A 21,725-nucleotide genomic window follows, 5' to 3' on the forward strand; every position below is an offset into this window, starting at 1 on the left:
CAATGGAAAAAGAAGTTTTAATTCACGTAAAAGGTTTACATATGATGGACACACCAGAAGGTGATGAGCCAATCGAGATTGTGGTTCCGGGAGAGTATTATTTCCGCAACGGTAGTCATTATCTTCGCTATGAAGAAATGCTGGATGAGCAGGGAGATCCTACTGTAAATTATATCAAGATATCCTCCAGGGGAATGGAAGTCCGAAAAAAAGGACAGGTAAATACACATATGGTTTTCGAGCAGGGAAAGCGTAATATGGCATTTTATACCACCCCATTCGGAACTCTTGAAATGGGAATTTCAGCGACGAATCTGGAATTGGAAGAAAGTGACGGGCAAATTGCCATGAAAGTGAATTATTCTCTAGACCTGAATCAGGAGCATGTGGCAGATTGCTGTCTGGATATTCAGGCGCAGGGGAAGAATACAATTGGGTTTGTGTTGTAGGAACTGTTGGGTAGAAGCATTACAGAAATTAATTTTAACAAGAAGACAGCAGGCGTTCGTTTGTTAGAATGAACTCCTGCTGTTTTTTTTATTGTTATTTGAATCGGTAGCAGTGGACGAATCTGGTATTGGAATCAATATTTTCAGATGAAACCAGTGGTCACTGGCGCTGACATGCACGGCATTCATGAATTTGAAAAGGGTTCCATCGATGACGCTGGTTATGGTAATCCCATGTTTCTGGCAATATATGGTTTTCATTTTTTATGTAATGATGTAAACAAAAGAGGTGCGACTTAAAAGTTTGTTTTTAAGCTGCGCCTTCTTTGTTTAATTCACCAGCCGTAACCAGATACGAAAGCGTAATCTGTAGCTTTTTAAACGTGGGATGTTGTGGACTCCTGGAGAAATTCATTTTATACTATAGTTAAATTATGAGTAGATTTACAAGAAATGAGAATTGGTTATTGTTCAAAGATTGTGAACAGCAATAATTTACGGGAGGAAAACAGAAATGGAACATACATTTTGGATCTGGTATCCGGGAGATTTTGAATTATATCATGCAATGAAACAGAATTTCAGCCGTGTGGAGCGAGGCTTTGGATGGCCGGCATTCTGGAAGAGTGAGGGCTTCCGCAACCGTGTGGCTTTCCGCCGGACTTATGAATTGGAGCAGGAGACCAGCTTTACTGTATTTTCCAATGCGATTGGTCATGTGCTTGTAACCTGGGAAAATAGGGAGAAGAAATATCCATTTGGAAAGAAGATTACAGTAGCACCTGGAAAGGTGCGGATCTCTATTCATGCAGGCTGCGTGGAGGCATTTCCTTGCGCTTATGTGCAGGGTGAGGTGATCTATTCTGATAAAACATGGCAGGCGGAGGATTATTCCCAGCCATTAGTGCCGGTTGGAGTGTGTAAGTATTTTACCAAGCCGGGACAGAATCCTACTGTGTGGGAATATACAGAAAAAGAGTGCAAGCCTGTAAAAATCAGTGAGATAAACGGTGGCGTGCTGGCAGAGTTTGAGACGGAACTGACGGCGGCGGTTTATGTAAAGGATAAACGTCAAAATAGTTCTGAGGTGGAAGTTTTTTGCGGTGAGTCCATGGACGAAGCTCTTGACCTTGAGCATTGCTATTATAGTTGGCAGCCGGATCCTGTAACAAACAGATGTCCTTGCTGTGCAGTACGTTTTGCATTTATTCCGAACTGCAAAGCTGAAGATGTAGAAATCACAGCCTTCTACCAGTATGTGGATTTCCCGAAACGCGCTTCTTTTAAATGCAGTGACAAGAAACTGAATAAGATCTGGGAGGTGGCAGAGCATACCTTCCGTCTTTGCAGCGGTATCTTTTTCCTGGATGGGGTGAAACGTGACAAATGGATCTGGTCTGGAGACGCCTACCAGAGCTTTTTTGTAAATCAGTATCTGCTGGCAGATCCTGATATTGACCAGAGAACTCTTTTAGCACTACGTGGAAATGATCCTATGACAAGACATATCAATACCATCATGGATTATTCCCTGTTCTGGATCCTGGGCGTGCTTTATCATTATGAGGCATATGGTGACCTGGAATTTGTCCGCCAGGTTTATCCGAAAATGTGCTCCCTTATGGAGTTCTGTGAGGGTCAGCTGGATGAAAACGGATTTCTTGTAGGTCGTGAAAATGACTGGATCTACATTGACTGGGCTGACATGGATAAGACTGGTGCCCTTTGTGCAGAGCAGATGCTGTTCGCAGCATGCTGGCAGACCATGGCGAAAGTGAGTGCAGCTCTTGGAGAAGAAAAGCCGGAATACATGGAGAAATATGAGAAACTGATCGGGCAGATCCGTAAATTCTACTGGGATCAGGAGAAAGGCGCATTTATTAATTCCTTTGAATCCGGTAAGAGAAATGTGACCCGTCATGCCAATATTTTTGCAATTCTTTTTCACATTGCAACACAAGAAGAGCAGGAGAAAATTCTGGCAAATGTAATTAAGAATAATGCAATTCCGGCAATTACAACTCCATATTTCAACTTCTTTGAACTGGATATGCTCTGCCAGACCGGAAATCTGGAATTTGTACTAAATAAGATTCGCAATTACTGGGGCGGTATGCTGGACCGCGGTGCAGTTACCTTCTGGGAAGAGTTTGACCCGGAGGCACCAGTAGAAACTCAGTACGATATGTACGGCGACCGCTTTGGAAAAAGTCTCTGCCATGCCTGGGCTGCAAGCCCGATCTATTTCCTGGCGAAGTATTTCATGGGGCTGAAATTTACTGGAGTCGGCGGAAAAGAATTTGTGGTAGAACCGCATACTGAGTTTTTCGACAGCTTTGATTGTACATTGCCTGTTGCTGAGGGACAGGTACATATTGTGTGGGATGGGAACGAGCTGAAGGTAGAGAAGACAGCTCACAGACTTGATTTATAAAGTTCTGTGGGCTGTTATTAGCGTAAAAAAAAGGACTGTTCACGCTAATTCTTCCACAGAGATAGGAAAAAGCAGTAAACTGTCAACAGAACAAGAATGCCGAAAAGGTAGTTGGTTTAAGGACAGAGATTTCAGAAAGGAGCAGTTTACTGTATGCAGAAAATTGATTTTAACAAGGATTGGATATGCAGGTGTCTTACCCGGGATGAGGCTGCTTATCCGGTGACTTTGCCACATGATGCAATGCTGAGTGAGCCGCGTACTCAGGAGAGTACCGGCGAGGGAAATATTGGATGGTATATTGGTGGGGATTACGAATATACCAAGAATTTCTTTGTGCCAGAGGAGTATAAAGATAAGAAAGTCCTCATTGAATTTGAGGGGATTTACCACAATGGTGAAGTTTACATAAATGGGAAAAAGGCGGCTTACCGTCCTTATGGTTATACCAATTTTTATGTGGATACAGAGGGCTTTTTCCAGTGTGGAAAAGAGAATGAGATCAAAGTCATTGCGCGCAATGCTGACCAGCCAAACAGCCGCTGGTATTCAGGAACCGGTATTTACCGTCCGGCTTATCTGTATGTTGGGGAAGAGAAACATATTCCGGTAAACGGTGTGAAAATTCGTACTTTAAGCTATGATCCGGCGAGAATTGAGGTTGTTGTGAAAACTTCTTTGCCGGGAGAGGTTTCCCTGAAGATTGAGTTTGAGGGCTCTAAAGTACTTAGAGTAATTGGTGAAAGTACAAAAATAGGAAATGTAAACAATGACAAAATAATATCATCAGATAATAAAAACATGCAGCCAAATGAATCAGTACAGACTGGAAAAAATGGTCAGAAGAGTGAATTGGCGCAGGTGGAAGCGGAAAAAAATAATCAGGAAGCAGCATACCAGGCCATCTTCCAGCTGGATGTTCCAAACGCAAAGCTCTGGGATACAGAGCACCCGAATCTCTATATCTGTAAAGCAATTTTCGGTGAAGACGAAGTAACTGAAACTTTCGGAATCCGTGAATTGATCTGGAATCCGCAGGTAGGAATGACCATTAACGGAGAGCGTGTGATTCTTCGCGGTGCATGCTTTCATCACGATAATGGCGTGCTTGGTGCATGTACGTATCCGGAAGCAGAAGAACGTAAAATGCGTATTCTCAAAGAAAATGGATACAATGCAGTCCGCTCTGCACATTATCCTTGCTCTAAGGCACTTCTGGATGCCTGTGACCGTGTGGGAATGCTGATGATGGATGAATATGTAGATGTGTGGTACATTCATAAGACTAAATATGATTATGCCGGACAGCTTGCTGATTGGTGGAAACAGGACTTAAAAGACATGGTTGACAAGGATTATAATCATCCAAGTGTGATCATGTACTCCACAGGAAATGAGGTTGCAGAGACCGCCCAGGAGAAGGGAATTGCCCTCACCGGCGATATGACAAACTATCTTCACAGTCTGGACTCCACCCGTCCTGTTACCTGCGGAATCAACATTTTCTTCAATTTCTTAAGCTCCATAGGACTTGGCGTTTACAGCGATGACAAGGCAGAAAAGAGCGCTGGAAATGCAGAGAAAAATGCCGCTCAGGCAGCTGGAAAGAATGAGAAAAAAGTAGTTAAAAGTGGTGAAAAGACAGTAAATAAAGCCACAGAAAATGGAAAAAAAGGATTAGGCAGCACCAAGCCGGAAAAGAAGAAAAAGCCAGTAGGAAGCGAGTTCTATAATACTCTTGCCTGTCTGGTTGGAGACTACTTTATGAAGTGTGGTGCCACCCTTTATCCATGCGATTTAAGGACGAAGGATGCCTACGCAAACATGGATATCGCAGGTTATAATTACGGTATTTTCCGCTACAAACATGACCTGAAAAAGTACCCGAACCGTCTGATTCTGGGAAGTGAAACCTTCTGTAAGGATGCGTATGGTTTTTGGGAAATTGCCAAAAAAAATAAAAGAATTATCGGTGATTTTGTGTGGGCAGGATGGGATTATATCGGAGAAGTCGGGGATGGTGCAGCAGAGTATTCTGACTATAAATTTGAAGATCCCGCCACGAGAATGACAGGCGGAAACGGTCGAATTGACCTGAACGGAAAGCCGCGTGCAGAGGCTGCATATACCAGAGTCGCTTTTGAAAGAGAGACAGGTCCGTTTATTGCAGTTGATCCTGTTTATCAGAAAGAAAAGCTTCGTCTTACTGGCTGGCAGCTGACAAAAGCTCTGGAAAGCTGGGCATGGGATGGCTGTAACGGAGAAACGGCGAAGGTAGAAGTTTATGCAAGGGCTGCACAGGTTGAGCTGTTTATCAATGGCAAAAGTGTTGGTAAAAAGAAAGTGAAAAAATGCCGTGCAAATTTTAATACTACTTATCAGAATGGGGAGATAACGGCGGTTTCTTACGATGAAAATGGAAGAGAAATCAACCGTTATTCATTGTGTACAGCAGGAAAAGAAACGGTTCTTCAGGTGCGTCCAGAGGAGAAAACCGTGAAGCCGGAGGGCCTTGCATTTATTCAACTGCAATACACAGATAACAAGGGAATCTGGAAACCAATGGAGAAACATAATATAAAAGTAACAGTAGAAAATGGGGTTCTGAAGGGGCTTGGAAGTCCGGCTCCTTATGTAAAAGGGAATTACACTGACCATACTGTGGCGACTTATTATGGTGAGGCGATGGCGGTTGTACAGGCAGATGGAAACGGACCGGTGAAGGTTACCGTGGCAGATGAAGAACGGTTTTATGTGGTGGAAATTCCATGTGAATGAAGTGACCGGCTATGATTTAAGGCGGAAAAGAGGTTGAAAAAATGAAGAAAAAAGTTTTTATTATAGGTGGAATCTGTTTCGCTGTTGTAGCTGGCATTCTCGGTTACAATCATGAAGCAGTTCGTGTAGTTTTTCATAATGTGTACTCTCCATCAGTGAAATTGGATGATTCTTCCAAATGGAATGGTGGAAAAGCTTATGAGAAGCTGCCATATTCTGAGGCTTCCGAAAATGATTATCTGGATCTGTATGTGCCGGACAGTGAAGAACCTATGCCGTTGATCATATTGGTACATGGGGGCGGCTTCGTATACAATGATAGCCAGTCCCGTCAGGCGCAGCTGATGTACCACTATTTCCGCGATCATGGATATGCATGTGCATCCGTTAACTATCGTCTTGCCCAGGAAGCAGCCTTTCCGGCAGGAGTGGAAGATGTGAAATCAGCGATCCGTTTTCTTCGTGCAAATGCAGAGAAATATGGATACGATCCGGAGCGTTTCGCAATCTGGGGAGAGTCAGCTGGGGGGTATTTATCAGTGATCTGTGGCGCTTCCAATGATGAGGAATTTAATAGTGTTCCATTTATCGGAGAAGATGAGAACCATCCTGTTTCCAGTGAAGTTCAGGTGATTCTGGACTATTACGGCTGTATGGAATTCGGAACTATGGAAGATGATTACAGGGAGCTGAGGATTCCAAAAATTGTCCGCTGGGCGGCCAGCCTGTGGCTTCAGGGGGCAATTAAAGATACCGGCTACGAGGATGTGGAATCTTATTGGATGCGCAAGGATGTAAAAGCTCTTACTGAGGATGAGAAAAACAACTATAGTCCATTGTATTATATTGAGAAAAATCTTACGAAGGAAAACAGCCCGGATATATTAATCTGGCATGGTGATGCGGATTTAGATGTTCCGTATCTGCAGTCTGAGAGACTGAATGCACTGCTTACAAGAATTGTTGGGACAGATAAGGTGGAATTTAAGCTTTTTCATAATTATAAGCATGCGGCAGATCAGCTGTACAGTGATGAAAATCTGGGAATCCTGAAAGAATATCTGGATGAGAAATTTGCATAAGGGAAGTCGCATACATTAATATGAGCGTGATTACCGGAAAATCGGCAGACACATAAGCTGACAGAAACGAAGAAAATATCTGGCACAGGGCAGAATTGCCCCGTCAGATATTTTTTTGCCCTCAAATAAAAAGGTTTTAACAAAATCTGTCAAAACCTTGAAAAAGCTAAATGGGTTTGATATGCTGTCTATGTATATCTTTTGATGAGTTGTAAGTCATTGTTTACAGGTAATATTCTGTGCGGGTAAATTTTGCACAGAATTGCAGCACAAGGTGATCATTGTGCACTTAGTGAGCAGTGCTATTTTATGTAGTAGGGAGAAACTATGAAAATAGAAAAAAAACTATGGATCACTCTGTTCGTATTTGGATTGTTTGCAATTGGTTTTTCAGGTTGGATATTCAGTCAGAGTACAACCAGGGAAAAATTGCTCTGGGATAATACGATTAGGTTTGAAACAAAAAAACTGACAGATGGAGAAATCAAATCAGAGAATATTGCTCTGCCCGAAGACTTCGATGATCCCAGATCAATCTTATTTAAAACCACACACACCATTGCAGAAGTGTGGCTGGACGGAGAAAAAATATACGAATACGGAAATGAAGAAGATGCTCCCAGCTTTATGAAGTCACCGGGAAGCTGCTGGCACATTGTGAATATTCCGGAAGACAGCGCTGGTAAAAGTCTTGAGGTCAGAATTATTCCAGTATATGACAACTATTATGGAAATGAAGTCAGCATTGTATACGGAACACGAGGCAATTGCGTTCTGAAAATTTTAATGGACAGCTTTAAAACCCTGTTACTCAGCTGCGGGATTCTGTTTGCAAGTATCATCTGCCTGCTGCTTTATTTGGGAGCAGTGCGAAGAAAAAGAAGAGACAAGACAGAAACGAAGATAGAGGTCTTTTTAAACCTTGGATTTTTCTCATTGCTGATTGCAGTATGGACACTGGCACAATGTGGATTCCTGCAGTTTTTGATTCCGGATGGAAGAACTTTGTATTTTGTGGATTATTTTTCATTCTTCCTTTTCCCGGTACCCTTTAATTTCCTGCTATATGATATCTGTAAAAGCAGATATCACAAAGGTGCATTGATTTTTCCCATTCTTTATCTTGCGAATATGGCAGCTGACGTTCTGCTTCAGTGTATGGGAATTATTGATATATTCCGGCTGCTTCCCGCAACCCATGTTATTATGGTTGCCAATGCAGTTTACACAGTTGCCCTCATTCTTTACGAGGCCAGAAAAGAAGGCAACGATGAAGCCAAGAAATTCCAGTATCCTATGTGTGTGCTCATAGTATTCGGAATGGCAGAAATGTTCCTTTATTATTTGAGGGAATTTCAACAGACATCCATTTTGCTTCCCATAGGAACCCTGCTGTTTATCATTATGCTGATCTGGATCCAGGTTTCCCAATATTACGATCAATATATCCAGAAACAAAAGGTGATCTATCTGCAGAAAATAGCTAACATGGATATGCTCACAGAGGCCATGAACCGAAACGCTTACGAGGACATGGTGAAATATCTGGATGAAAGTGATATTAAACTTCGTACAACAGGTGTAGTTCTGTTTGATCTGGATAATCTGAAAGTGATCAATGACAATTTTGGGCATGAAAAGGGAGACGAAGCGCTGAAGCTATGCTATCAGTGTATCAGTCAGGCATTTCAGAATGTAAAGAACTGTTTTCGGATTGGCGGCGATGAGTTTGCATATGTATATCATAGCGATGAGAAGGATATGATTCCGGAACGGCTGAAGGCGCTGGAGCTGATTTTGAAAAAAACAGCGGAAACGAACAAGCTGGAGTATCCACTCAGCATGTCAGCCGGATATGCTTATTATCAGCCTGATATAGATTTTGACTTTAAGGATATTGTAAGACGAAGTGATACCATGCTGTACCGTCAGAAGCGCAGAAAGAAGGTGGCACGGTCAGCAGGTCTGGACAATCTGCTCTCCCGTATGAGTAAGCAGTCGACAGAGGAGATCACAGATGAGGTGATCCTGCAGGAGAAAAAGTTTCAGAGCATGTCTGTGGATGAGCTTTGCAGTGTGATCGATCTTCTTAGTCCGACTACAGATAATTACCCATATGTGGTTGACTTTCGGTCGGATTTTTATTACATAGCAAATCAGGCTCTTGAACGCTTCTGTATTCCCAAAAATGGTTTTCATAATGTAATTTCGAAGCATAAGGAATTTGTATATGCACCGGATTATGAAAAACTGAAAGCGGAATTTGATGATCTTCTGGAAACAGACCGCTGCACCCATAGCATGGAATATCGTTGGCTGGATCTGAAAAAAAAGCCGATCTGGATTCATTGCAAAGGGTATCTGGTCCGTGACGATAACATGAAACCTCTTTACATGATTGGTTGTGTGAACGAAATTGGAAAGAGACAGAAGGCAGATAATGTAAGCGGACTATTGGGAGAGTCTGGTTTCCGGGAGTATATGAACCAGCTGGATACTCCTTTGGAGACAGGATATCTGCTTCGTATAGGAATCGATCATTTTAAGGAAATCAATGATAACTTCGGACAGGAGTACGGTGACTTTGTACTTAAGAAAACGGCGGAGTGTATTTCAGGCTGTACATCAGAAGGACAGAAGGTGTACAAGCTTGTGGCAGATGAATTTCTGATTCTGGATGTTGCTTCTGACGAAGCGAAGGATGCGGATAAGCTTTATGATAAAGTGAGAGAGGCAATAGACAGATTTATTGAAACCAATGAATTTAAAGTCATGTATACGGTTTCAGGAGGAATTGTACCATTTGCGGCATTAAAGGGAAATCAGTGTTCAGAAGCATTGAAGCTGACGGATTTTGCCCTGAATGAGGCGAAGAAGCTGGGAAGAAACCGTTGTTATATATTTAATGGGGAAACCTACAGAAAATTTCTTCGGAAAAGGGAGATCACCCAGGAACTGCGGGAAGCTGTAATTAATGGATTTCAGGGCTTTACAGCTTTTTACCAGCCTGTATTTGCTGAAGACAAAAAAGTGCCTTATGGAGCAGAAGCTTTAATGCGTTTTACCTCTGAAAAATTCGGAATGATTTCACCGGCGGAGTTCATTCCCATTCTGGAAGAAACAGGTCTGATTATTCCTGCTGGCCGCTGGATGATGAAAGAGGCTATGGGAAAATGCAGTGAGATCCGGAAGATACTTTCAGAGTTCCGGATGAGTATTAATATTTCCCAGGTACAGGCCTCTAAGTCTGATGTGATTCAGGATATCAGTGCAGAAATGAAAAGGACAGGGCTGCCGCTGGAAGCGGTGATCGTGGAATTGACAGAGAGCGATCTTCTGGAACAAAATATAAATGAGAAGCATTTTCTCACAGAACTGAAGCGAATGGGAATCAGTCTGGCGCTGGATGACTTTGGAACCGGCTACTCGAACTTCCATTATCTCAGCGAGCTGAAACCAGAGATCATTAAGATCGACCGTTCTTTCACTGCGAAAGCAGTTGCAGATGAGCAGGAATATTATCTTCTGAATCAGTTTTGCACCATGATTCATAATCTGGATATGAAGATTTGTATCGAAGGTATAGAAAGTGCCCAGGAATGGCTCAAAATCCGAAAGCTGTGCCCGGAATTCACACAGGGATATTTCTGGGGGAAGCCTTGTGGGTATGAAGAGTTTGTGAGAAAATTTGTACAAGAAAAATAAGAGAAATCCGGTACAAAGTGTATAAAAATGCTTTGTGCCGGATTCTTTTTTATGTGTGTATAAAATAATCTGCTACAGCACATAAAATTAAAAAAATGTAAAATACAAAAGTTTTAAAAATACATTTTAAAAACTTGAAAAAATATCAGTGATAAGCAGTTAGGAAATGAGTGAGAAAATGGAAAAAATGATAGAGATAATTTGATACTGGATGTTGATGGCAATAAATTAGATAGATTTTGCAAATTGACGTTGCGTGGGATTTAACCTATAATGAAATTAGTTTTATGAGTGAAATGGGGGAAACTATGCGCGTTGATGAGGTCATGACAGAAATTATACAACGGTGCAGATTGTATGGGGCACAGAAGATAATTCTGTATGGATCCCGGGCAAAGGGAACTGCGACAGAGCGGAGCGATATTGATATTGCAGTGTCTGGAGTCGCTTCACACGAAATTCTTGATTTGCAGGAGAATTTAGAAGAGATTCCAACATTGTACACAATTGATCTGGTTGATCTTGATACTTGTCAGAATCAGCTGTTGTTGGAGGATATAAAACAATATGGACGAGAAATTTATAAGAAGATTTGAGTCGTTTAGAAATTCACTGGACTCTCTGGCGGAGGCGAAACAGCGTGATTTGTCAGATTCTTTTGTACTTAGTGGAACCAGTGCTAAATTCAGTATTACATTTGACTTGGCGTGGAAGGTTATGAAAGATATTCTGGTACAGTATTATGCAATAACTGGATTTGTCACTGGCTCACCAAGAGAAGTTCTCAGAGAATCATTTCAGGCGAATCTGATTACTGGTGATGAGTGGATGGATATGCTGAAAGTAAGAAATCAGCTTGCACACGACTATGATGGAGTGATTGTGAAAAAACATTGCGGGACAATTGTTCATGTGTATATTGATAAATTATATGATTTCAAAAAGGCTGTTGAAAAATTGCTGAAAGAATAATACATCGACCGGGGCATGCCCGGTCGGTTGTTTTTAGGGAGTTTGGGTTATGGCTAAGGTGTATTTTGTGAGGGAAGAGATTAGTATAGAGGTTCCGGTTGGAACCAGCGTTCTGGAGGCGGAGATTCAGGCGGGGCTTGCGCCGGATGTGCCTTGCGGAGGGCAGGGAACCTGTGGAAAATGTCTGGTGAAGGTAGATGGAAAGCCTGTGCTGGCATGTCAGACGAAGGTGGAAAAGGACTGTCAGGTGGAGATTCCCGGGAAGAAAAATAGAGGTAAAATTTTGAGCGAAGGATTTTCCAGAAAGGTGAATTTCCAGCCAGAATTGCAGGTGAAAACAGTGTGGCTGGAGAAGCCGGAGACTGGGGAAAAAAAGTCAGAGTGGGAGCGGTTGGTGGAAGACGTATATGGAATCTCAGACAATAAAAGAACGTCAGATGTAGATTATGGGTGTATAAAAACAGATGTAAAACTTGCCGGAAGTCTCTATGAAAAACGAAGCTTCAATCCAGAGTGGCAAGTAGCCTATACAGATGAAGAAATCCTTGATTTAAGACCAATTGTTAGCGTCCATGAAGATTCTGTTCATGGAGTGAATAGTAGTGGTGAAAAAGGTGATGGGATTTTTACTGCGGCAATCGACCTTGGAACGACTACAATTGTGGGGTATCTTTTGGATGGTAGAACTGGGGAAAACTTGGCAGTAGAAAGTAGAATGAATCCTCAGATGCAGTATGGCGGAGACGTAATTCAAAGAGCCAATTATGCGCTGGAACATGGCACAGAAACGCTGAGCAAGTGCGTGCAGAAGACAATAAATAAAATACTGGAAAGTCTTATTGTAAAAACTCAAAAAGCCCCCAAAATAGCAAGTGGAAGGAAAAAAGTGAATGATCAAACTGTCAATGGCAAGACGAAAAGCGCTGAATGGATGCCTGGAGTGGAAGATATCTATCAGGTAAGTCTTGTTGGAAACACCTGTATGCACCACCTGTTTCTTGGAATTTCCCCGGCTTCTTTGGTACATGCGCCATATACGCCTGCAATCAGTCAGTCCCTTACTTTGCGCGCAGCCGATTATGGTATTCACATCCACCCAAAAGGCCAGTTGCTCCTTCTTCCGAATATCGCCGGATACATAGGCGCAGACACCAGTGGCTGTCTTCTGGCTCTTCGACAGGATTTGAAGGATGAAATAACTTTAATGCTGGATATCGGAACTAACACAGAGATGATCCTTGGAAATAAATATGGCCTGGCAGCCTGCTCCGCGGCATCTGGCCCAGCCTTTGAAGGGGCGAAGATCCAGTGCGGAATGCGGGGGCTTCCGGGAGCTATTGATCATGTAAAATATGAAGATGGAAAATGGCAGTATACCACAATTGGCGGTGAGAAGCCTGTAGGCCTATGCGGTTCCGGGCTGATTGATCTGGTGGCAGAGCTTCTGCGTGCAGGTCTGTTAGAGGAAAATGGAATTCTTCACAGTGGGCAGGAAAGATCAGACACGTTTATGCTTGTGCCACCACAAGAAACTGTTTTTGCCCAATGTGAGCAGAATATGTCAGAGGATGCGCAAAGTGAGAAAACGGAGTGCCTACAGAGAAACGAAAAAAATGGGAGTGGGCAGTCGCGTTTTGAGAATGATTGCGGAGTCTATCTTACCCAGAAAGACATTGGCGAGGTTCAACTTGCCAAAGCAGCCATTGCCGCTGGAATCCAGCTTTTATTAAAGAAAAGAAGCATAGAAGAATCCCAGATCCAGACCGTGTATCTGGCAGGTGGATTCGGCAATTATATGAGTGCAGAAAACGCAGCCCGGATTGGGCTGATCCCGGAAAGCTTTGTGAAGAAAGTACAATGTGTGGGAAATATCGCCGGGGAAGGTGCTAAGATTGCATTGCTAAATAAGAATGAGCGTCATGAGATTGAAAGAGCGGTACAGAGCATTGAATTTCTGGAACTGGCGGCTTGCCCGGAATTTCAGGATTGTTTCGTAGATGAGCTGGGATTTGAAAGGTAAAGAGATTTCCGTGTTTATTACGGGAAATTTTGTGCTGATTTTATAAAAATAGAAGACAGAGAATTATAAGATGCTTTTGCATATTGTTATCTGTGGATAATAATGATTTAAAAAGGATTAGAGACATGAATTTTAAAGACTTAAAACAACTATGCCTGTCCCACGGTTTCACCAACGTGGTACCCCTGGCCTGCGATACCATTGAACTAAAGCCAGAAGTACGCCAGATGTGCGCCTCCGATTCCTGTCACAAATACAACAAATGCTGGAGTTGTCCGCCCGGCTGCGGAACCCTGGAGGAATGCGAACAAAGAGTAAGAAAGTATAAACTTGGAATTCTGGTACAGACAGTGGGAGAGCTGGAGGATTCCCTGGACGGGGAAGGCATGATGCGCACAGAAGCTATGCACAAAGCCTCCTTTTACAGCCTGGAAAAAGATCTGCGGAAATTTTACCCGAATATGCTTCCCATAGGCGCAGGCTGCTGCATAAAATGCAAAACCTGTACCTGTCCGGACGCTCCCTGCCGCTTTCCGGACCAGGCCTTTTCCTCAATGGAAGCCTATGGAATGCTGGTCATGCAGGTTTGTCAGGCAAACCACCTTGACTATTATTATGGTCCTAGAAAGATTGCGTATACCAGCTGTTATTTATTAAAGTGAAACTGAGAAGATGAAATGCAGGTGGTTAGATATTTCGCAAAGAAAAGTTGTATATGTGTCAAGTGAAGGAGTGTAAGCACAAAGAAATGAAAGTTTATATAGTATTTTACGATGCTTTGCTCTGAAATCCTGCATATGCATTAAGCTGTGAAATTATTCACAGTAAGATAGTATAATTGAATGAGAAAATAACAGAAGAGGAATTTCCCCCAATTGATATAAAATGAATTTGTAAAAAGCAAGTCCTTTTAGCGGAGGACTTGCAGCGGAGAGAACGAAACTGTTACAGCTTGCGGAGAAGATTGTGACAGAAAATTACAAGTTACTGGTCACGGAGTGAACAGTAGCAATTACAATTTCATATTGGAGGGAAAATGCCATGATTATTATTGGTGAGAAGCTGAACGGATCCATTCCGTCAGTTGCAAAAGCCATTGCTGAGAAGGATGCGGACCTGATCAGAGAAAGAGCCAGAATGCAGGCAGAAGCGGGAGCCACATTTCTGGACGTATGTGCCTCAGTAGAAGAGGCTGTAGAAGTAGAAACCTTGAAATGGATGATCGACCTTGTACAGGAAGTGACAGATACACCAATCTGTGTGGACAGTCCAAGTGCCAGATCCTGCGTTGCAGCCATTCCATTTTGTAAAAGACCGGGACTTATTAACTCTGTTTCCCTTGAAGGAGACAAAATTGACACGATTTTTCCAGTGATCGCAGACACAGACTGGGAGTGCGTAGCCCTTCTCTGCGATAACGATGGAATTCCGGATTCCGTAGAGCGTCGTATGAAAATTTTCTTTGGAATTATGGAAAAAGCGAAACAGTACGGCATTGCACCAAGCCGTTTACATATTGACCCACTGGTTGTAACCCTGGGAACAGACCAGACTGCGCTGACTGTATTTGCAGACTGCTGCAGAAGAATCAAATACGAATATCCGGAGATCCACATTACAAGCGGACTTTCTAATATTTCCTTCGGACTTCCGGTGAGAAAAAATATTAACCAGGCATTTATGGTTCTTGCTATGAATGCTGGTATGGACAGTGCCATCGTAGATCCGACCAACAAAAACATGATTGGTATGATCTATGCAACAAACGCACTTCTGGAGCGTGATGAATACTGCCTGCAGTATATTGATAAATTCGGAAACAAAGCATCCGAGGAAGCCGCTCAGCCGGCTCCTGCATCTCCGCTTGATGAGAAAATGCAGAAGGTTTTCAAATTAACCCAGGATGGAAAAAATAAAGAAATCGGACAGGCTGTCCAGGAGGCACTTGATGCAGGATGTGATCCAACTGCAATCCTCAACGACGCCATGATCGGCGCCATGGCAGTTGTTGGCGATAACTTTAAGAAAGAGATTATTTTTGTACCACAGATGCTGGCTGCAGCCAGAGCCATGAAGGCTGGTGTGGAAGTACTGAAGCCATATCTTGCAACCGGAGAGGCCGGAAGCGCAGGAACCATCATTCTTGGAACGGTTGCCGGAGATCTTCATGACATTGGTAAAAACCTGGTTGGAATGATGTTCGAAAGTGCAGGCTTTGAAGTAATTGACCTTGGTGTTGATGTGCCGATCCAGACTTTTATTGATGAGGTAAATAAGCACAAAGAAGCAAGCATTGTAGCACTTTCCGCTCTTCTTACCACTACAATGCCGTCACTTCGTGACACAGTAGCAGCACTTCTGGAACAGCCATTCAGAAGCAGGATTAAGATCATGGTTGGCGGTGCGCCGATCAGCCAGGAGTTTGCAGATGAGATCGGAGCAGACGCATACACAGAGGATGCAGCTTCTGCAGCAGAGTGTGCAAAAAAATATGCGGAATCCGGATTCTGTGCAAAGGCAGCAGCCGGGGAATTTGACCAGGTTTCAGTAAAGGGCGAGGAAAGCGTAACTGCAGGTGCGGAAGACAAAGAGAAAAATATTGCGATGACTGATGCGCAGACAAAGTCAGAGCCGGATGCAGAAGAAACTCCGGAAGATGATTCCTACGAAACATCCGAAACCAATGGTACCTGGGTACGCAGACCGCTTCATGAGGCACCTCATTTTGTAAAGGATAAAGTGGATCTGAGCAAAATTCAGCTTCCGAAACCTGGTGAAGGCTACAAAGTAAATATGGAAGCTGCCAAAGAGAAATTCCGCAACTACTGGGCGCATAAGAACACGGGAAGACCGCTTATGTGCGTAATCGCAAGAAGACCTGAGGTGGAGCAGTACTCCGACGGAACACCTGTAGAGGGCGGTTATCTGGATCAGATCTGTCAGGGAAAATACTATAATATGCCGGAAGAACTGAAGTGGAAAGATATGGAGGACAAATACCAGAACCCTCAGAGAATTGTTGACCGCTATCGTTACTTCTGCCAGACACATGCATTCCTTGGAGAGAGCTTTCCGAATCTGAATATTGATTTTGGACCAGGCTCACTTGCTTCTTATCTTGGTTCTGAAATTGGGTTTAAAGAAGATACAGTATGGTTTAACAAATGTCTGGACGGCTGGGACGGTGTGCCGAAGCTGACCTTTGATCCGGAGAATAAATGGTTTAAGAAACATCTTCAGCTTGCAAAGGATTGTCAGGCACTTGCCGGAGATGACTTCTATGTGGATATGCCGGATCTTATGGAAAACATTGATGTTCTTGCCTCTCTTCGCGGAGCGCAGGATATTCTGTTTGATCTTCTGGATGAGCCGGAAATGATCGGGGAAAGAATCCAGGAGGTAACGGACATTTATTATGAATATTATGACCGTTTTTATGATGTTATCAAAGATGAAGAAGGCGGAAATGCATACACCGTATTCCAGATCTGGGGACCAGGCAGAACAGTGAAGCTTCAGTGCGATTTCTCAGCAATGATGTCACCGGAAGATTTCCGTAAATATATCCAGCCGTCCTTACGCAGTCAGTCTGAAAATGTGGATCATGTACTTTATCATCTGGATGGTCCGGCTGCAATTAAGCACATGGATGCGCTTATGGAAATTGAGGGAATTGATGCTCTTCAGTGGACCAGCGGTGATGCCGGTCCGGACGGAACCCTTCCGGATTGGGATGTGATCTATGATAAAGCAATTGCAGCAGGCAAATCCATCTGGGTAAAGGTATATTCCGGTGAGTTTGAAGACTGGATCCGCAACGTAGACCGAATTGTAAATAAATACGGCTCCCACAGCCTTTTCCTTCTTTTCCCGGAAATGTCCATGGAGCAGGCTGCATATCTTCTTGATTATGCAGACCGCAACTGGAGCGATGTGAAGGGAACTTTTGTAGAGTCTCTGGGACGCTGAAACATATGCAGTCTTATTGATGGAAGTAACCCATATTCAAATTAAGTTTGTTTTGTTAACTCCATAATAAAAACCAAAAAGCGCCGGCAGGTAAATCTGTCGGCGCTTTGCGTTGTCTGTATGAGATATACAACGTGCAATAATTCATATAAAACTAATAGGAATAATTATAATATTTGTGTAATTAGTACAAAAAACAATAAGAAAGTATAAAGTAACAGGAAGAAAATAGAAGAAAAAGTTTTTTTAAAAGATATAATTGAAATTAATACGCGGGGGAAACACAAAAATTGAATGGGGAAAAGAGGTATTTCAAACTATGAAACAGAAAGCTATGGATGTAAAACTTGTTGTAAGACCATTGATCGGTTGTCTGACACATACTCATTTCTGGGAGGGACCGTGCCGTGCCGGACGAAAAGAAGACATGACTGTAGAGGCAGAGACAAAGGTTGCTGATGAAACCTTCAAAAGCTCTGTAGAGGCCCTGAAGGACGTGATCAGCGAGGTTGAATTTAAAGAGGCATTGGATGTAAGATATAATGAATCCTTTGTTGTAGAAAAAGAAATGTTCGACAAGATCGGTGAAGATGTAGATGAAATTGACTGCTTCCTTTGCATGGGATGGAGAATTCCGAAGCTGGAACGCTACAGAAAACCGGTCATTATCTGGCAGAATGGAAATGAGGGCATTGATTTTGCAGCATATTGCCGCTCAATTGGTGTGGAAGCATACGTGGCAATGGATCTTCAGGATGTAAATGAAATCGCACATATTCTCTGGGTAAGAAAAGCAGTTCGCAATACAAGAGCACTTGTGCTGACCGCAGGTTCCCAGCCTACATTTGGAATTCAGAGCCTTATCCGTGATCCGGAGGTTCTTCGTCAGCGTTATGGATTTGAAGTGATCAAGCTTCCATTCACATCTATTTTCAAATATATGGATGAGATTACGGATGAAGAGGCAAAGCCAATTGCGGATAAGCTGATTGCTGGTTCTACAGATACTCAGGTAAATACCGACTGGTTTATCAATGACATTAAATATTATCTTGCAGCAAAGAAAATGATGGATATTTATGACTGCAATGCATTTTCCACAGCCTGTCATGAGCTTTGTACGACGGAAATTCCACAGAACCGTAAATTTACACCATGCATGTGTCATTCAATTATGAAGGATGAGGGAATTCCAAGCGGATGCGAGGAAGACTTGAATGCACTTATGGCAATGCTGATCATGCAATACGCTGCAAACCGTCCGGCCTTTATGGGAAATCCAAATCATGAGACAGATGAGCTGCTCAGGATCCATCATGCAGTTCCGGCACTTTGTATGAACGGATACGGAACAAAACCGCTGGAATACAAGCTGTGGGCATTTACCGGACAGGGCTTCGGCGGTAAGCTTCAGGTTGATTTTACACAGAACGAAGACGATTATATTACACTTGGTCGTTTCAATCCGGCAGGTGATACCATGTGCATTAAGAAAGGAAAAGTAATCCGTTCGGAATATGCCGAGACCTATTGCAGCCCGTATTACTATATCCAGATGGATGATGCAAGGGAGTTTATGCACAATCTGGCTGGCTTTGGACATCATCAGGTTCTGATTTTTGGTGATTATACCAGGTTGATCAAAAAAATTGCAAAGGTTATGGATTTCAATATCCTGGAAGGATGAGTTAGATGATCTATCTGAACAATGCGGCCACTTCCTGGCCCAAGCCTTCCTCTGTATGTGAAGCTGTACAGGCGTGTCTTATGGACACGCCTGCTTCGCAATTCCGGGGAGGAAGCGCAATTTTGAAAAAAGATACAGAAGAAAGGTGCAGGGAAAAGCTTGGAAAGCTGCTGGGCATCCATGCTCATGACCGGATCTTTTTTACCTCAGGTGCTACGGAAAGCCTGAACACAGTGCTGTGTGGACTGGATTACGGAGAAGAGGGGTGTGGAATCCTGGCAACCCAGACAGAACACAATAGTGTATTGCGCCCGCTTATGAATCAGTCGGTATTAAAGAAGCATCCGGTAACAATCATTTCCTGCCTGGAAAATGGAGCAGTTACCCGGAAGGCACTGGAAAAAGGTTTGGAAGAAGCTCTGGAAAACACAGGGAAAAATCCGTCAGCTCTTATTGTAAACCACTGTTCCAATGTGACCGGATATGTGCAGGATATGAAGCTGATTGGAAATTTTGTAAGAGAAAATAATCTGCTTCTGCTTGTTGATGTATCGCAAAGTGCAGGCTGTATTCCGGTGGATGCAGACAGCTGGAGGGCAGATGGGGTTATTTTTACAGGGCATAAAAGTCTTTTGGGAATACAAGGCACCGGGGGCTTTTTCATAAGAAAGGGGCTGGAACTGAAGCCATTGAAGTATGGCGGCACAGGGCGGAACAGTCAACAGCTTACTTATGAAGAAGGTGATTATGAGTATGAGGTCGGCACTCAGAATCTGCCGGGAATCAGGGCACTTCTTGCCGGTGTGGAATTCGTGCTGGAAATCGGCGTAGACAGGATACAGGAAAAAGAAGAAAGGATGATGAAGCTTTTGTATGAAGGGCTTGGAAAAATTCCGGGGGTACAGATATATGGCAGTTTTGCGGAATGTAAGGGACCTGTTATGAGCCTGAATTTTCAGGGGCTGAAGGCTTCCGATGCGGCATATATCCTGGAAAACGGTTATGAAATTACAGTGCGCGCCGGACTTCATTGTTCCCCCCTGATTCATGAGGCAATGGGAACAAAAAATAGTGGAACTGTGAGAGTGAGCGTTTCCTGGTTTACGAAAGAAGAGGAAATCCTTGCATTTCTGGAGGCAGCAGGCCAGATTGCAGTATCATTGAGAGGAGCCGATTAAATGAAAATTCTTGGAAAACAGCCGTCAAGAGAAAAGTGTGCAGAATCAGGCTGGTTCGCAACGGATTACCTTCTGGATGCGCCTATAGACAGAGCTTTTATATTAAGTCTGAGACCTCTGGGAAGTTTTGTGTATCTGGATATGCTGAAAGAGCCTTTTTTCAAAATAGAAAATGATTATTATATGATAAAGGGAGTGCAGGGAAAAGATTATTTCAGAATTGCAGTTCATGGGAAGCATGAGGATGAGCTGCAAAAGTTAGAAGAATTTTTGGATTCCGGTCCCCAAAAAGAATAAGTTACTGCTCGCTCCGTGTTACTGGTCACGGAGTGAACAATAACATAATCTTTAAGGCTGATTGCATGCAGAACCCAAGTCTGCTATACTGTGCTCATGAGATTATTACAGGGGGCAGAGTATGAGACTGGAACGAGACAGCATTCCTCTTGATAAAGAATTTCCTTTTCAGATATCAGAAGTGGAGCTTAACCCTTCCAACAGTCATCCGGGAACCTGGCACTGGCACAGCTATTTTGAGATCACCTGGGTTCTGGAAGGAAAGGGAAACTATTTCGTCAATGGACAGGAATATACCATGGAAGAGAATGATATTATCATTTTCAATAATGTAGAGCCGCATGGCTGGAAGCTTCTGGGAGGCAGAATGAAGCTTTTGGTTATGATCTTTTCGCCGGAGTTTGTAGCAGAGAAGATCAGTACTTTTGATACGGAATATCTGCGGCCCTTTGTTGAGCGTGGAACTAATTTTAAGAACAGAGTGGGCCATGAAGAACCGGTGAATACGGAGATCCGTACCAGCATACAGGAGATTTACCAGGAATGGCAGGAGCGCAAGGAGGGCTATCCGCTTATGATTAAGGCGAATGTTCTGCGGATTCTGACCATGCTGATCCGGGCTTATCAGGATGAGACCAAGTCCGGTGAAATGCTTCGGGAAAAGAAAAATGCCATGAAACGTCTGGAGCAGGCTTTTACTTACATAAACGCTCATTATTGTGAGAAGATTACACTGGAGGAGGTTGCAGCGTCTGTTTATATGAGCTCCAACTATTTCTCCTCCTATTTCCGTAAGTTCACCAACATCAGCTTCAGTGATTATGTGACACGTCTGCGTGTGAACCGGGCCCGGGAGCTGCTTCGGGAGGATGGGGCAAATGTGACTGAGATTGCCCTGGCATGTGGGTTCAATAATATTTCCAATTTTTACAGATTATATAAGAAGCATATGGGAAAAACTCCCGGATATGAGAAGAGTAAAAATAATTAAAATTCAGGAGCAGATAAGACATAGACCTTTTTCAGGCTGGCATGTTAGGATAAAAGCAGGAAGCTTTGTCCTGATGTGCCAGCTTTTTATGTAATGGAAAATTTCGTTGGAATTTATTATCACGCAAGAGGCTCTTTCAGACAGACAACGTAAAAAAAAGGGG

General features: G+C 43.1%; 14 protein-coding genes and 1 pseudogene. All 15 read left to right on the forward strand.

The genetic code is table 11. The annotated features are described in order from the left end of the window. Window positions 1-2 precede the first annotated feature (2 nt). The 15 genes and pseudogenes from I4V84_RS03745 to I4V84_RS03830 all read left to right on the forward strand — a co-directional run bounded on the left by I4V84_RS03745 (window position 3) and on the right by I4V84_RS03830 (window position 21,562). Window positions 3-449 (forward strand): DUF1934 domain-containing protein, encoded by a 447-nt coding sequence (locus tag I4V84_RS03745; RefSeq protein WP_195991272.1) that lies wholly within the window; start codon window positions 3-5, stop codon window positions 447-449. 514 nt (window positions 450-963) lie between these two features. Then, window positions 964-2,883 (forward strand): amylo-alpha-1,6-glucosidase, encoded by a 1,920-nt coding sequence (locus tag I4V84_RS03750; RefSeq protein ID WP_195991273.1) that lies wholly within the window; start codon window positions 964-966, stop codon window positions 2,881-2,883. A 153-nt stretch (window positions 2,884-3,036) separates the two neighbouring features. After that, entirely contained in the window at window positions 3,037-5,661 is a 2,625-nt protein-coding gene (locus I4V84_RS03760; protein WP_243284009.1) for a glycoside hydrolase family 2 TIM barrel-domain containing protein, read from the forward strand. A gap of 41 nt (window positions 5,662-5,702) precedes the next feature. After that, window positions 5,703-6,743, forward strand: a complete 1,041-nt coding sequence (locus tag I4V84_RS03765; RefSeq protein WP_173718063.1) for an alpha/beta hydrolase — start codon at window positions 5,703-5,705, stop codon at window positions 6,741-6,743. A gap of 327 nt (window positions 6,744-7,070) precedes the next feature. After that, on the forward strand, window positions 7,071-10,448 hold the full coding sequence (locus I4V84_RS03770) for an EAL domain-containing protein (protein ID WP_195991274.1): 3,378 nt from the start codon (window positions 7,071-7,073) through the stop codon (window positions 10,446-10,448). Between the two features lie 287 nt (window positions 10,449-10,735). Beyond that, a complete protein-coding gene (locus I4V84_RS03775; protein WP_226814871.1) occupies window positions 10,736-11,044 on the forward strand; it encodes a nucleotidyltransferase domain-containing protein in 309 nt (102 codons plus the stop codon). After that, a complete protein-coding gene (locus tag I4V84_RS03780; protein ID WP_195991275.1) occupies window positions 11,016-11,420 on the forward strand; it encodes an HI0074 family nucleotidyltransferase substrate-binding subunit in 405 nt (134 codons plus the stop codon). Before I4V84_RS03775 ends, I4V84_RS03780 begins: the two co-directional genes overlap by 29 nt. 49 nt (window positions 11,421-11,469) lie before the next feature. Further along, window positions 11,470-13,440 carry an ASKHA domain-containing protein gene (locus tag I4V84_RS03785; RefSeq protein ID WP_243284010.1) on the forward strand — a complete coding sequence of 657 codons (1,971 nt, stop codon included), beginning with the start codon at window positions 11,470-11,472 and terminating at the stop codon, window positions 13,438-13,440. 125 nt (window positions 13,441-13,565) lie between these two features. After that, window positions 13,566-14,102, forward strand: coding sequence for a DUF2284 domain-containing protein (locus I4V84_RS03795; protein WP_148461543.1), 537 nt, complete (start codon window positions 13,566-13,568; stop codon window positions 14,100-14,102). Window positions 14,103-14,481: 379 nt separating this feature from the next. Next, a pseudogene (locus tag I4V84_RS03800) lies at window positions 14,482-15,261 on the forward strand (methyltetrahydrofolate cobalamin methyltransferase); the annotation flags it as partial. 54 nt (window positions 15,262-15,315) lie between these two features. Then, entirely contained in the window at window positions 15,316-17,409 is a 2,094-nt protein-coding gene (locus tag I4V84_RS19795) for a corrinoid protein (protein ID WP_243243604.1), read from the forward strand. A 319-nt stretch (window positions 17,410-17,728) separates the two neighbouring features. Then, complete coding sequence (locus I4V84_RS03815) at window positions 17,729-19,096, forward strand: hypothetical protein (RefSeq protein ID WP_118577584.1); 1,368 nt, start codon at window positions 17,729-17,731, stop codon at window positions 19,094-19,096. 5 nt (window positions 19,097-19,101) lie between these two features. Continuing rightward, window positions 19,102-20,274: an aminotransferase class V-fold PLP-dependent enzyme gene (locus I4V84_RS03820; RefSeq protein WP_195991276.1), complete on the forward strand. Its 1,173-nt coding sequence runs from the start codon at window positions 19,102-19,104 to the stop codon at window positions 20,272-20,274. Next, window positions 20,275-20,571: a hypothetical protein gene (locus tag I4V84_RS03825; protein ID WP_173718067.1), complete on the forward strand. Its 297-nt coding sequence runs from the start codon at window positions 20,275-20,277 to the stop codon at window positions 20,569-20,571. It abuts the gene before it with no gap. A gap of 121 nt (window positions 20,572-20,692) precedes the next feature. Next, on the forward strand, window positions 20,693-21,562 hold the full coding sequence (locus tag I4V84_RS03830) for an AraC family transcriptional regulator (protein ID WP_148461547.1): 870 nt from the start codon (window positions 20,693-20,695) through the stop codon (window positions 21,560-21,562). Window positions 21,563-21,725: the final 163 nt, after the last annotated feature.

The organism is Ruminococcus sp. 1001713B170207_170306_F1 (assembly GCF_015668065.1).
Lineage (GTDB): Bacteria > Bacillota > Clostridia > Lachnospirales > Lachnospiraceae > Blautia_A > Blautia_A faecis.

Excerpts from the sequence above, each read along its gene's own strand:
- I4V84_RS03745 (WP_195991272.1), top strand. The coding sequence starts at position 3 with ATGGAAAAAGAAGTTTTAATTCACGTAAAAGGTTTACATATGATGGAC.
- I4V84_RS03750 (WP_195991273.1), top strand. The coding sequence starts at position 964 with ATGGAACATACATTTTGGATCTGGTATCCGGGAGATTTTGAATTATAT.
- I4V84_RS03760 (WP_243284009.1), top strand. The coding sequence starts at position 3,037 with ATGCAGAAAATTGATTTTAACAAGGATTGGATATGCAGGTGTCTTACC.
- I4V84_RS03765 (WP_173718063.1), top strand. The coding sequence starts at position 5,703 with ATGAAGAAAAAAGTTTTTATTATAGGTGGAATCTGTTTCGCTGTTGTA.
- I4V84_RS03770 (WP_195991274.1), top strand. The coding sequence starts at position 7,071 with ATGAAAATAGAAAAAAAACTATGGATCACTCTGTTCGTATTTGGATTG.
- I4V84_RS03775 (WP_226814871.1), top strand. The coding sequence starts at position 10,736 with ATGAGTGAAATGGGGGAAACTATGCGCGTTGATGAGGTCATGACAGAA.
- I4V84_RS03780 (WP_195991275.1), top strand. The coding sequence starts at position 11,016 with ATGGACGAGAAATTTATAAGAAGATTTGAGTCGTTTAGAAATTCACTG.
- I4V84_RS03785 (WP_243284010.1), top strand. The coding sequence starts at position 11,470 with ATGGCTAAGGTGTATTTTGTGAGGGAAGAGATTAGTATAGAGGTTCCG.
- I4V84_RS03795 (WP_148461543.1), top strand. The coding sequence starts at position 13,566 with ATGAATTTTAAAGACTTAAAACAACTATGCCTGTCCCACGGTTTCACC.
- I4V84_RS19795 (WP_243243604.1), top strand. The coding sequence starts at position 15,316 with ATGCAGAAGGTTTTCAAATTAACCCAGGATGGAAAAAATAAAGAAATC.
- I4V84_RS03815 (WP_118577584.1), top strand. The coding sequence starts at position 17,729 with ATGAAACAGAAAGCTATGGATGTAAAACTTGTTGTAAGACCATTGATC.
- I4V84_RS03820 (WP_195991276.1), top strand. The coding sequence starts at position 19,102 with ATGATCTATCTGAACAATGCGGCCACTTCCTGGCCCAAGCCTTCCTCT.
- I4V84_RS03825 (WP_173718067.1), top strand. The coding sequence starts at position 20,275 with ATGAAAATTCTTGGAAAACAGCCGTCAAGAGAAAAGTGTGCAGAATCA.
- I4V84_RS03830 (WP_148461547.1), top strand. The coding sequence starts at position 20,693 with ATGAGACTGGAACGAGACAGCATTCCTCTTGATAAAGAATTTCCTTTT.